The organism is Pseudomonas sp. BAY1663, from assembly GCF_000582595.1.
Lineage (GTDB): Bacteria > Pseudomonadota > Gammaproteobacteria > Pseudomonadales > Pseudomonadaceae > Stutzerimonas > Stutzerimonas stutzeri_AF.
The window spans coordinates 1-12,363 of record NZ_AZSV01000110.1; the positions used below are offsets into that span (position 1 = coordinate 1).

Below are 12,363 nucleotides of genomic sequence, written 5' to 3' on the forward strand. Positions count from 1 at the left end.
TTGGTTCCTTTTGGCGGGGCCGGCCATCCGGGCGACTGCCAAAAGGAACTCGCCCAGCAGGGCGAAACAATGCAACCAGCTCACTCGGCAACCGCCTTATGCCACCGAAGCATCACGCAACAAAAAAGCACAGCCGAGCCATCGCCCGGCCCGGCCGTGCCTCACACACCTCAGAACTTCAGCGTATAGCTGACGATCACCCGGTTCTCATCGATATCGGTGGTATGGCTGCCGCGATACATCACATTGCGCAAGCGCACGTTGAAGTTCTTCAACGGCCCGCTCTGCACCGTATACGCCAGGTCGACGTCCCGTTCCCATTCCTTGGCATCGGCCCCGGCGATCTCGAAGTCGTCACCACGCACGTAGCGCGCCATCAACGTCAGGCCCGGGATGCCGGCCGCGGCGAAGTCGTAGTCGTAGCGCATCTGCCAGCCATCCTCCTCGGCCCGCAGGAAGTGGTGATAGGTCAGGGTGTTCAGCGTCCAGGGGTCGGTGCCGCCACCGACGAACGGCATGCCGGTGTCGCCGCTCTGGTCCTGGTAGCCCAGGCCCAGCGAATGCCCGGCATAGAGCAGGCTGAACATGGCGCCGATGTTGCGGTTGTCGACGCGGGCATTGCCCTCGCCGTCGCTCTTGAAGTAGCGGATGTCGGACTTCAGGCCGAGGCGCTCGGACAGCGGCAGCACGTGCAACAGGTTGACGTGGTGCTGGCTGTAGTTGTCTTCCAGCTCGGCGTAGTAATAGGTCGCGGTGAACTTCGGCGTGAAGGCGTAGCTGCCGCCGGCGTAGTTGAAGCGGTCGCTGGCTATCCCCCGCTGGAGCCGTCGGCGAACATGGTCATGTCGCCGTAGTTGGACGAGTCGCGCAGGCGCGTCGAGCGGAACTGGCCGCCGAGCAGGGTCAGGCCTTCGAACTCCTTGGAGAGGATCTGCGCGCCCTCGAAGGTCTGCGGCAGCATGCGCGTGTCGTTGCGGAACAGCACCGGCAGCGTCGGCTGGTGCGTGCCCAGGGTGAGCACGGTATTGGACAGCTTGGCCTTGGCGGTCAGCCCGAGGAAGCTGTAGTCGTCCACCGGCTCGGCGGTGGCCGGGTTGCGCGGCAGCGTACCGGTGCCGCTGGTCCCCGCGCCCGAGTCGAGCTTGACGCCCAACAGCCCCAGCGCGTCGACGCCGAAGCCCACCGGCCCCTCGGTGAAGCCGGACTGCAGGTTGAGAATGAAGCCCTGGCCCCATTCGTCGGCCTTGGCTTTCGGCGCACCCTTGTGTTGCGGCGTGTCGGCCTTGTCGTCGTCGCGGTAGTCGCGGTTCATGTAGAAGTTGCGCAGCTCGAGGCTGGCCGTGGCGTCGTCGATGAAGGCGGCGCTGGCGGCGGTCGGAACGCCAACGGCGGCAGCCAGGCCGCCGAACAGGAACAACTGGCTCAGGGGTTTCAGGTGCATAGGTCTCTCTCTTGTTATTGTCGGTAGATGCAGCTGTCGTTAAGCCCGACCGCGACTTCCTATCGGACTGGAATTACCACGTCATGCGGTAATGGGGATCGCGCTCAGCGCGCGGGGCTTCTGGGCACGCGGCCCAGCAGGTAGAACTCCTCGTTCGGCGGGGTGCGCGCCATGGAGACCAGGCGGTTGGATAGCCCGAAGAAGGCGGCGATGGCGCCGATGTCCCAGATGTCGTCGCAGCTGAAACCCTGCGCTTCGAGCCGCGCCTGCCAGGCATCGTCGAGCACGCCGCGCTGCGCGGCGATATGCAGGGCGAAATCCAGCATCGCCCGCTGACGCTCGCCGAGCGGCGCGGAGCGGTAGTTGACCGCGAGCTGATCGGCGATCAGCGGGTCCTTGGCGAGGATGCGCAGGATCGCGCCATGGGCGACCACGCAGTACAGGCAACCATGGTCGGCACTGACGGCCACCACGATCATCTCCTTCTCGGCCTGGGTCAGGCTGCCCGCTTCGCGCTCCATCAGCGCATCGTGGTAGGCGAAGAAGGCGCGGAACTCGTCGGGGCGGTGTGCCAGCATGAGGAACACATTGGCACGAAGCCGGCCTTGGCCTGTACCGCGAGGATGCGTTCGCGTACATCCTGCGGCAGCGCATCGAGGCTTTCGGCGAGCGGAAAACGACTGATCGGCTGGGTCATGGATCGCTCCTTGGGGACCTGCGAGGGATGGCTCGGCCGGGCAGCCCGGCCGGCTGTCGTCAGTGGCGTTCGCTGAGCCCCAGCTCGACCACGCTGATCTCGCGCATGCGGAACTTCTGCACCTTGCCGCTGATGGTCATGGGGAAGTCGTCGACGAAGCGGATGTGCCGCGGCGTCTTGAAGTGGGCGATGCGCCCCTTGCAGAACTCGCGCAACGCCTCGGCCTCGACCTGATGGCCCGGGTGCAGCTTGATCCAGGCGACGATCTCCTCGCCGAACTTGCTGTCCGGCACGCCGATCACCTGCACGTCGGCCACCGCCGGGTGAGTGAAGAGGAATTCCTCGATCTCGCGCGGGTACACGTTCTCGCCGCCGCGGATGATCATGTCCTTGTTGCGGCCGACGATCTTGATGTAGCCCTCGTCGTCCATCACCGCCAGGTCGCCGGTGTGCATCCAGCGCGCGCCGTCGATGGCCTCGCGGGTCGCCTCCGGATTGTTCCAGTAGCCGAGCATGACGCTGTAGCCGCGGGTGCAGAGTTCGCCGATCTGCCCGCGCGGCACCACGCGGCCCTGCTCGTCGACCACCTTGCTCTCCAGGTGCGGCTGGGTGCGGCCAACGCTGGTGACACGCCGCTCGAGGTCGTCGTCCGCGCCGGTCTGGGTGGAGACCGGGCTGGTCTCGGTCATGCCGTAGGCGATCTGCATCTCGGCCAGGTGCATGTCGTCGATGACGCGCTTCATCACCTCGATCGGGCAGGTGGAGCCGGCCATGATGCCGGTGCGCAGGCTGCTCAGGTCCAGCGACTGGCGCTCCGGGTGATCGAGCATGGCGATGAACATGGTCGGCACGCCGTACATGCCGGTGGCCTTTTCCTCGGCCGCGGCCTGCAGTGCCGCCAGCGGCTCGAAGGCGGCGCTCGGGTAGATCATCGTGGTGCCGTGGGTGACGCAGCCGAGGTTGCCCATGACCATGCCGAAGCAGTGGTACAGCGGCACCGGGATCACCAGCCGGTCATGCTCGCTGAGCCCGAGGCTCTCGCCGACCATGTAGCCGTTGTTGAGGATGTTGTAGTGGCTCAGCGTGGCGCCCTTGGGGAAGCCCGTGGTGCCGGAGGTGTACTGGATGTTGATCGGCTCGTCGAACTGCAGGCCCTCGCCGCACTGGCGCAGCTGCTCCGGCCCGACCTGCTCGGCCATGGCCAGCAGCGCCTGCCACTGCAGCATGCCGTCCGTCGGCTTGGCGCCGAGGCTGATCACCCCACGCAGCTCCGGCAGCATGTGGCTCTGCAGCGCACCGATGGCCGAGCGCTCCAGCTCGGGCAGCAGCTCGTGCAGCATGGCGTGGTAATCGGACGTCTTGAAGGCATCGGCACAGACCAGCCAGCGGCAGCCGGACTGCTTCAGGGCGTATTCGAGTTCGTTGAGCCGGTAGGCCGGATTGATGTTGACCAGAATCACGCCGATCTTCGCCGTGGCGAACTGGACGATGCACCACTCGGCGCAGTTCGGCGACCAGATTCCCAGCCGCTCGCCAGGCTCGAGACCGAGCGCCAGCAACCCGCGCGCGCAGCGCTCCACCGCATCAGCCAGTTCCGCCCATGTGTAGCGCAGTTGCTGATGACGCACCACCAGGGCCTCGCGCTGGGGGAAGCGCTCCACGGTGCGGTCGAAGGCCGCGCCGATGGTCATGGGCAACAGGGGTTTGCTCTGCGGTCCGCAGGTATAGCTCGGAAGACTCATGTCGATTTTCCTCGGTCTTATGCTTGTTATGAGGCTTTACTTCCCAAGGACGCCGGCGGTGTTGACAGTCATCCAAGGGCATGGTTACGTTAACGTAAAGGTAACTACCTGGCAACCCACTCTCCCAACCACGCGAAAGGGGAGCCGGAACGCCGGTCCGGGCGGTACCCAAGCCGTCCAACGAACCCTCTGAAAGCAGAACAAATACAAGACAGGTGGCCCCCATGAATTACTCCAGCCTCAACTTCGCCCTCGGTGAAACCATCGACATGCTGCGCGAGCAGGTGCAGGCCTTCGTCGCCGCCGAGCTGGCGCCGCGCGCCGAGGCCATCGACCGGGACAACCTGTTCCCGGCGGACATGTGGAAGAAATTCGGCGAGATGGGCCTGCTCGGCGTGACCGTCTCCGAGGAATACGGTGGCGCCGGCCTCGGCTACCTGGCGCATGTGGTGGCGATGGAGGAGATCAGCCGCGGCTCGGCCTCGGTCGCCCTCTCCTACGGCGCCCACTCCAACCTGTGCGTCAACCAGATCAACCGCAACGGCAACCCCGAGCAGAAGGCCCGCTACCTGCCCAAGCTGATCAGCGGCGAGCACGTCGGCGCGCTGGCCATGAGCGAGCCGAATGCCGGCTCCGATGTGGTGTCGATGAAGCTGCGCGCCGAGAAGCGCGGCGACCGCTACGTGCTCAACGGCAGCAAGACCTGGATCACCAACGGCCCGGACGCCAACACCTACGTGATCTACGCCAAGACCGAGCTGGACAAGGGGCCGCACGGCATCACCGCGTTCATCGTCGAGCGCGACTGGAAGGGTTTCTCCCGCGGCAACAAGTTCGACAAGCTCGGCATGCGTGGCTCCAACACCTGCGAGCTGTTCTTCGATGACGTCGAGGTGCCGGAAGAGAACGTGCTGGGCGTCGAGAACGGCGGCGTCAAGGTGCTGATGAGCGGCCTGGATTACGAGCGCGTGGTACTGGCCGGCGGCCCGACCGGGATCATGCAGGCCTGCCTCGACGTGGTGGTGCCCTACATCCACGACCGCAAGCAGTTCGGCCAGAGCATCGGCGAGTTCCAGTTCATCCAGGGCAAGGTGGCGGACATGTACACCCAGCTCAACGCCAGCCGTGCCTATCTCTACGCCGTCGCCCAGGCCTGCGACCGCGGCGAGACCACCCGCAAGGACGCCGCCGGGGTGATCCTCTATACCGCCGAAAACGCCACGCAGATGGCCCTGCAGGCGATCCAGATCCTCGGTGGCAACGGCTATATCAACGAATTCCCCACCGGCCGCCTGCTGCGCGACGCCAAGCTCTACGAGATCGGCGCCGGCACCAGCGAGATCCGCCGCATGCTGATCGGCCGCGAGCTGTTCAACGAAACCAAGTAAGCCGTAGGGTGGAAAACGGCCAGAGGTCTTTTCCACCACAACAGTAGTCAGGTGGAAATTGCTTCGCGGATTTCCACCTACGGGAGCCCTTACATGGCCATCCTGCATACCCAGATCAATACCCGTTCGCCGGAGTTCGCCGCCAACAGCGCGGCGATGCTCGAACAGGTGAACAACCTGCGCGCCCTGCTCGGCCGCGTCAGCGAAGGCGGCGGCGCCACCGCCCAGCAGCGCCATGTCTCACGCGGCAAGCTCCTGGTGCGCGAGCGCATCGATACCCTGCTCGACGCCGGCTCGGCCTTTCTCGAACTCGCGCCGCTGGCCGCCCATGAGGTCTATGGCGAAGACGTCGCTGCTGCCGGCGTAGTGGCCGGAATCGGCCGCGTCGAAGGCGTCGAGTGCATGATCATCGCCAACGACGCCACCGTGAAAGGCGGCACCTACTACCCGCTGACGGTGAAGAAGCACCTGCGCGCGCAGACCGTCGCCCGCGAGAACCGCCTGCCCTGCATCTACCTGGTGGACTCCGGCGGCGCCAACCTGCCGCGACAGGACGAGGTGTTCCCGGACCGCGAGCACTTCGGCCGCATCTTCTTCAACCAGGCCAACATGAGCGCCATGGGCATCCCGCAGATCGCGGTGGTGATGGGTTCCTGCACTGCCGGCGGCGCCTACGTGCCAGCGATGGCCGACGAAACCATCATGGTGCGCAACCAGGCGACCATCTTTCTCGCCGGCCCGCCGCTGGTGAAGGCTGCCACCGGCGAAGTGGTAACCGCTGAGGAGCTGGGCGGCGCCAACGTGCACTGCAAGACCTCGGGCGTCGCCGACCACTACGCCGAGAACGACGAGCACGCCCTTTCCATCGCCCGCCGCTGCGTGGCCAACCTCAACTGGCGCAAGCTCGGCCAGCTGCAGACCCGCGAACCGCGCGCACCGCTGTATGCCGCCGACGAGCTGTACGGCGTGATCCCGGCGCAGGCCAAGCAGCCCTATGACGTGCGCGAGGTGATCGCGCGGCTGGTGGACGGCAGTGAGTTCGATGAATTCAAGGCGCTGTTCGGCACCACCTTGGTCTGCGGATTCGCCCATCTGCACGGCTACCCGATCGCCATCCTCGCCAACAACGGCATCCTCTTCGCCGAGGCGGCGCAGAAAGGCGCGCACTTCATCGAGCTGGCCTGCCAGCGCGGCATCCCACTGCTGTTCCTGCAGAACATCACCGGCTTCATGGTCGGGCAGAAATACGAGGCCGGCGGCATCGCCAAGCACGGCGCCAAGCTGGTCACTGCGGTGGCCTGCGCCCAGGTGCCGAAGTTCACCGTGCTCATCGGCGGCAGCTTCGGTGCCGGCAACTACGGCATGTGCGGCCGCGCCTACGACCCGCGCTTCCTCTGGATGTGGCCCAACGCGCGCATCGCCGTGATGGGTGGCGAACAGGCCGCCGGGGTGCTCGCCCAGGTCAAGCAGGAACAGAGCGAGCGTGCTGGCAAGAGTCTCGGCGACGACGAGGTGGCGGCCATCAAGCAGCCGATCCTCGAACAGTACGAGCGCCAGGGCCATCCCTATTACTCCAGCGCGCGGCTGTGGGACGACGGCGTGATCGACCCGGTGCAGACCCGCGAAGTGCTGGGGCTGGCGCTGTCCGCCGCGCTGAACGCGCCGATCGAGCCGACTAGATTTGGCGTGTTCCGAATGTAGTGACATCAAGCCGCGCCCAACGGTAGGAGGCGCGACCTCGCGGCGAATGCAGCCGACAGCCTGCCTGACAGAAGAGCCTCGCCCCGAGGTCGGGCCTCCTACAAGAAGAAGCATTGAGGAACACGACAGATCATGAGCGACTTCAGCACTATCCAACTGGAACAGGACGCGCGCGGCGTGGCCACCCTCTGGCTCAACCGCGCGGACAAGAACAATGCCTTCGACGCCCAGGTGATCGGCGAACTGAACGCAGCGCTGGCCCAGGTGCAGGACGATGCGGGCATCCGCTTCCTCATCCTGCGCGGGCGTGGCAAGCACTTCTCCGCTGGCGCGGATCTGGGCTGGATGCGCGAGTCGGCCAAACTCAACTACCAGGCGAACCTGGCTGACGCCCACGAACTCGGCGAGCTGATGCAGCGCCTCTACCAACTGCCGCAGCCGACCCTGGCCGTGGTACAGGGCGCGGCCTTTGGCGGCGCGCTGGGGCTGATCGCCTGCTGCGACATGGCCATCGGCGCCCGCGACGCACTGTTCTGCCTGTCGGAAGTCCGCATCGGCCTGGCACCGGCGGTGATCAGCCCATACGTGGTCAAGGCCATCGGCGAGCGCGCCACCCGCCGCTACGCGCTGACCGCCGAACGCTTCGACGGCACACGTGCCCGCGAACTCGGCCTGCTCGCAGAAACCTACCCGGCCAGTGAACTGGACGCCGCGCTCGAGCAATGGGTCGACAACCTGCTGCTCAACAGCCCGCAGGCGCTCAAGGCCTGCAAGGACCTGCTGCTGGAAGTGGGCGATGGCGATTTCAGCGCCGACCTGCGCCAGACCACCGAACAGGCCATCGCGCGCCTGCGCACCAGCCCGGAAGGTCAGGAAGGCCTGAGCGCCTTTCTGGAAAAACGCACGCCCGCCTGGCAGGAGAAGAAGTGATGAATCGCCCTATCGATACCCTGCTGGTGGCCAACCGCGGCGAGATTGCCTGCCGCGTGATGCGCACCGCCAAGGCCGTGGGCCTGACCACCGTTGCCGTGCACAGCGCCATCGACGCCAGCGCGCGCCATGCCCGCGAAGCCGATATCCGCATCGACCTGGGCGGCGCCAAGCCGGCCGAGAGCTACCTGCGCATCGACAAGCTGATCGAGGCGGCCAAGGCCAGCGGCGCCCAGGCGATCCACCCGGCTACGGCTTCCTCTCGGAGAACGCCGGGTTCGCCCGCGCCATCGAACAGGCCGGGCTGATCTTCCTCGGCCCACCCGCCTCCGCCATCGACGCCATGGGCAGCAAGTCCGCCGCCAAGGCGCTGATGGAAGAAGCCGGCGTGCCGCTGGTACCGGGCTACCACGGCGAAGCGCAGGACGTGGAAACCTTCCGTGCTGCCGCGGAAAAGATCGGCTATCCGGTGCTGCTCAAGGCCACCGCCGGTGGCGGCGGCAAGGGCATGAAGGTGGTCGAGCGCGAGGCGGACCTGGCCGAAGCACTGGCGTCCGCCCAGCGCGAGGCGCAGTCGTCGTTCGGCGATTCGCGCATGCTGGTGGAGAAATACGTGCTCAAGCCGCGCCATGTGGAAATCCAGGTCTTCGCCGACCAGCACGGCAACTGCCTGTACCTCAACGAGCGCGACTGCTCGATCCAGCGCCGCCATCAGAAAGTGGTGGAAGAAGCGCCAGCGCCAGGACTCACCCCCGAGCTGCGCCGCGCCATGGGCGAAGCCGCGGTGAAGGCAGCCAAGGCCATCGGCTACGTCGGCGCCGGCACCGTGGAATTCCTGCTGGATGCCCGTGGCGAATTCTTCTTCATGGAAATGAACACCCGTCTGCAGGTGGAACACCCGGTCACGGAGGCCATCACCGGCCTCGATCTGGTCGCCTGGCAGATTCGCGTCGCCCGTGGCGAGCCGCTGCCGATCAGCCAGGAGCAGGTGCCGCTGATCGGCCATGCCATCGAGGTACGGCTGTACGCCGAAGACCCGGACAACGATTTCCTCCCCGCCACCGGCACCCTCGAGCTCTACCGCGAAGCCGCGGATGGCCCGGGCCGTCGCGTCGACAGCGGCGTCGCCGAGGGCGATACCGTGTCGCCGTTCTACGATCCGATGCTCGGCAAGCTGATCGCCTGGGGCGAGAACCGCGAGGAAGCGCGCCTGCGCCTCTTGGCCATGCTCGACGAGACCGCCGTCGGCGGCGTGCGCACCAACCTCGCGTTCCTGCGCCGCGTCGTCGGCCATCGCGCCTTTGCCGAGGCCGAACTGGATACCGGCTTTATCCCGCGCCACGAAAGCGAGCTGCTGCGCCCGGCCGGCGAGCTGTCCGAGGCCTTCTGGCAGCAGGCTGCCGAGTGCTTCGTGCAGAGCGAACCGACCACGGTTCGCGACGACGATGCCCATTCGCCGTGGTCCAAGCGCAACGGGCTGCGTTTCGGCATGCCGGCGCAGATCAGCCTGCATCTGCAGTGCAATGGCGAGAGCCGCCGGCTGAAGGTCGACCCGGCAGCGCAGCAGCCAAACGTCCGCACGCCCAGGGCGATCCGCCAGGGCGATGCACTGTATCTGCAGTGGAACGGCGAATGGCTGGCCGTGCGCGCCTTCGACCCCATCGCCGAAGCCGAGGCCAGCCACCAGCATCACGGCGGACTGACCGCACCGATGAACGGCAGCATCGTGCGTGTATTGGTGGAGGCCGGTCAGCATGTCGAAGCCGGCACCGCGCTGATCGTGCTGGAAGCGATGAAGATGGAACACAGCATCCGCAGCGCCCAGGCTGGCGTGGTCAAGAGCCTGTTCTGCAACGAAGGCGAACTGGTCAGCGAAGGCGCGGTGCTGCTGGAGATGGAAGAGGCGTGAGGTCATGCAAAGGTGGACAAGGCTGCGCCGTTGTCCACCCTACGCACGAACGCAACACCGTAGGGTGGAAAACTCGCGCAGCGTTTTTCCACCGATACCCACGCAACGGCGCTCGCCGTTACCCCATGGAGGTCATATGAACCTGCCCAAACAGGTCCGGCTGGTGGAAGTCGGCCCGCGTGACGGCCTGCAGAACGAGCAGCAGCCGATCAGCGTGGCGGACAAGGTGCGTCTGGTCGACGACCTGAGCGCCGCCGGGCTGTCCTATATCGAAGTCGGCAGCTTCGTCTCGCCCAAGTGGGTGCCGCAGATGGCCGGCTCCGCCGAAGTCTTCGCGCAGATCCAGCGCAAGCCCGGGGTCACCTACGCGGCGCTGACGCCGAACATGCAGGGCCTGGAGGCGGCCATCGAGGCCGGTGTGAAAGAAGTCGCGATGTTCGGTGCGGCCTCCGAAGCCTTCTCGCAAAAGAACATCAACTGCTCCATCGCCGAGAGCCTGGCGCGCTTCGCGCCCTTGCTGGAGGCCGCCCGCGTCAATGGCATCCAGGTGCGCGGCTACGTCTCCTGCGTGCTGGGCTGCCCTTACGAGGGGGAGATCGATCCGGAACAGGTTGCCCAGGTGGCGCACGAACTCTTTGCCATGGGCTGCTACGAGGTCTCGCTCGGCGACACCATCGGCACCGGCACGCCAGGCAAGACCCGCCAGCTGATCGAAAGGGTCGGCCGCCGCGTGCCGCACGACAAGCTCGCCGGACATTTCCACGACACCTACGGCCAGGCGCTGGCAAACATCTATGCCAGCCTGCTGGAAGGCATCGCGGTGTTCGACAGCTCGGTCGCCGGGCTCGGCGGCTGCCCCTATGCGAAAGGCGCCAGCGGCAACGTCGCCAGCGAAGATGTGCTTTATATGTTGAACGGGTTGGGCATCGACACCGGCATCGACCTCGACGCCCTGGTCGATGCCGGCGAGCGCATCAGCCAACTGCTGGGCCGCGCCAATGGCTCGCGGGTCGCACGCGCCCGGCGCAGCCGCTGAAGGCGCCGGGCATCATATTTGCTTAGCGCAGGGACCGCATCGACCGTGAGCCCATCCGGCCGCGACCGGCGCGGTAACAGACAGAACAACAAGTAGAGGTATTTCATGAACAAGATTTACCCCAGCGCCGCCCACGCCCTGGAAGGCCTGGTCGAGGACGGCATGACCATCGCCGTCGGCGGCTTCGGCCTGTGCGGCATTCCCGAAGCGCTGATCGTCGCCCTGCGTGACGGCGGCAAGAAGAACCTCACTGCCATCAGCAACAATGCCGGCGTCGACGGCTTCGGCCTCGGCCTGCTGCTGGAGACCCGTCAGATCAGCAAGATGGTTGCCTCCTACGTCGGCGAGAACAAGGAGTTCGAGCGCCAGTACCTGGCCGGCGAACTCGAACTGGAATTCACCCCGCAGGGCACCCTCGCCGAGAAGCTGCGCGCCGGCGGCGCGGGCATCCCGGCCTTCTACACCCGCACCGGCTACGGCACCCTGGTGGCCGAAGGCAAGGAAACCCGCCAGTTCAACGGTGAGTGGTACGTGATGGAGCAATCGCTGACCGCCGACATCGCCCTGGTCAAGGCGTGGAAGGCCGACAAGGCCGGCAACCTGCTGTTCCGCAAGACCGCGCGCAACTTCAACCCGCTGGCGGCCATGGCTGGCGAGACCTGCATCGTCGAGGTCGAGGAGATCGTCGAGACTGGCGAGCTGGACCCGGACCAGATCCACCTGCCGGGTATCTACGTGCATCGCATCGTGCACAACCCGAGCCCGGAAAAACGCATCGAAAAACGCACGGTGAGGAGCTGAGACCATGGCCTGGACACGTGAACAGATGGCGCAACGCGCCGCCCAGGAGCTGCAGGACGGCTTCTACGTCAACCTTGGCATCGGCCTGCCGACCCTGGTCGCCAATTACATCCCCGAGGGCATGGACGTCTGGCTGCAGAGCGAGAACGGCCTGCTCGGCATCGGCCCCTTCCCGACCGAGGAAGAGATCGACCCGGACCTGATCAACGCCGGCAAGCAGACCGTCACCGCGCTGCCCGGCTCGAGCTTCTTCGACAACGCGCAGAGCTTCGCCATGATCCGCGGCGGCCACATCAACCTGGCCATCCTCGGCGCCATGCAGGTGTCGGAAAAGGGCGACCTGGCCAACTGGATGATCCCCGGCAAGATGGTCAAGGGCATGGGCGGCGCCATGGACCTGGTGGCCGGCGTCAAGCGCGTGGTGGTGCTGATGGAGCACACCGCCAAGGGCGGCGCGCACAAGATCCTGCCGGCCTGCGATCTGCCGCTGACCGGCCTCGGCGTGGTCAACCGCATCATCACCGACCTCGGCGTGCTGGATGTCACCGAACAGGGGCTGAAACTGGTGGAACTGGCCGATGGCGTCGGCTTCGAGGAAATCCAGCAGGCCACTGGCTGCCCGATCCAGCGTTGAAACGCGGCGGGAAAGCGCCGCTCGCGCGCTGCCGACGGCAGCCACCGGCGCCTTCCCAGCCCGCACCCGCCGCTCGCCCCGGCA

At 66.2% G+C, this 12,363-nt stretch carries 7 protein-coding genes and 3 pseudogenes; 7 read left to right on the plus strand and 3 right to left on the minus strand.

The window, feature by feature from the left end; translation table 11 throughout:
* Window positions 1-170 precede the first annotated feature (170 nt).
* The 3 genes and pseudogenes from BAY1663_RS20400 to BAY1663_RS20410 form a co-directional block, all read right to left on the minus strand.
* Window positions 171-1,441, minus strand: a pseudogene (locus BAY1663_RS20400) (OprD family porin).
* A gap of 104 nt (window positions 1,442-1,545) precedes the next feature.
* Window positions 1,546-2,138 (minus strand): annotated as a pseudogene (locus tag BAY1663_RS20405) (peroxidase-related enzyme).
* A 59-nt stretch (window positions 2,139-2,197) separates the two neighbouring features.
* On the minus strand, window positions 2,198-3,880 hold the full coding sequence (locus BAY1663_RS20410) for an AMP-binding protein (protein WP_037044393.1): 1,683 nt from the start codon (window positions 3,878-3,880) through the stop codon (window positions 2,198-2,200).
* A 224-nt stretch (window positions 3,881-4,104) separates the two neighbouring features.
* On the opposite strand from BAY1663_RS20410, the gene BAY1663_RS20415 reads away from it, so the two are divergent.
* The 7 genes and pseudogenes from BAY1663_RS20415 to BAY1663_RS20445 all read left to right on the plus strand — a co-directional run bounded on the left by BAY1663_RS20415 (window position 4,105) and on the right by BAY1663_RS20445 (window position 12,279).
* Window positions 4,105-5,268: an isovaleryl-CoA dehydrogenase gene (locus BAY1663_RS20415; protein ID WP_037044398.1), complete on the plus strand. Its 1,164-nt coding sequence runs from the start codon at window positions 4,105-4,107 to the stop codon at window positions 5,266-5,268.
* A 93-nt stretch (window positions 5,269-5,361) separates the two neighbouring features.
* A complete protein-coding gene (locus tag BAY1663_RS20420; protein ID WP_037044403.1) occupies window positions 5,362-6,969 on the plus strand; it encodes a carboxyl transferase domain-containing protein in 1,608 nt (535 codons plus the stop codon).
* A gap of 132 nt (window positions 6,970-7,101) precedes the next feature.
* Complete coding sequence (locus BAY1663_RS20425) at window positions 7,102-7,899, plus strand: gamma-carboxygeranoyl-CoA hydratase (RefSeq protein WP_037044410.1); 798 nt, start codon at window positions 7,102-7,104, stop codon at window positions 7,897-7,899.
* Window positions 7,899-9,808, plus strand: a pseudogene (locus BAY1663_RS20430) (biotin carboxylase N-terminal domain-containing protein). The gene BAY1663_RS20425 and the pseudogene BAY1663_RS20430 overlap by 1 nt, the downstream one beginning before the upstream one ends.
* 136 nt (window positions 9,809-9,944) lie before the next feature.
* On the plus strand, window positions 9,945-10,844 hold the full coding sequence (locus tag BAY1663_RS20435) for a hydroxymethylglutaryl-CoA lyase (RefSeq protein ID WP_037044416.1): 900 nt from the start codon (window positions 9,945-9,947) through the stop codon (window positions 10,842-10,844).
* 105 nt (window positions 10,845-10,949) lie between these two features.
* Window positions 10,950-11,645, plus strand: a complete 696-nt coding sequence (locus tag BAY1663_RS20440) for a CoA transferase subunit A (protein WP_037044419.1) — start codon at window positions 10,950-10,952, stop codon at window positions 11,643-11,645.
* Between the two features lie 4 nt (window positions 11,646-11,649).
* The gene (locus BAY1663_RS20445) at window positions 11,650-12,279 is read left to right on the plus strand and encodes a CoA transferase subunit B (RefSeq protein WP_037044422.1); all 630 of its coding nucleotides are present in this window, start codon (window positions 11,650-11,652) and stop codon (window positions 12,277-12,279) included.
* Window positions 12,280-12,363 lie beyond the last annotated feature (84 nt).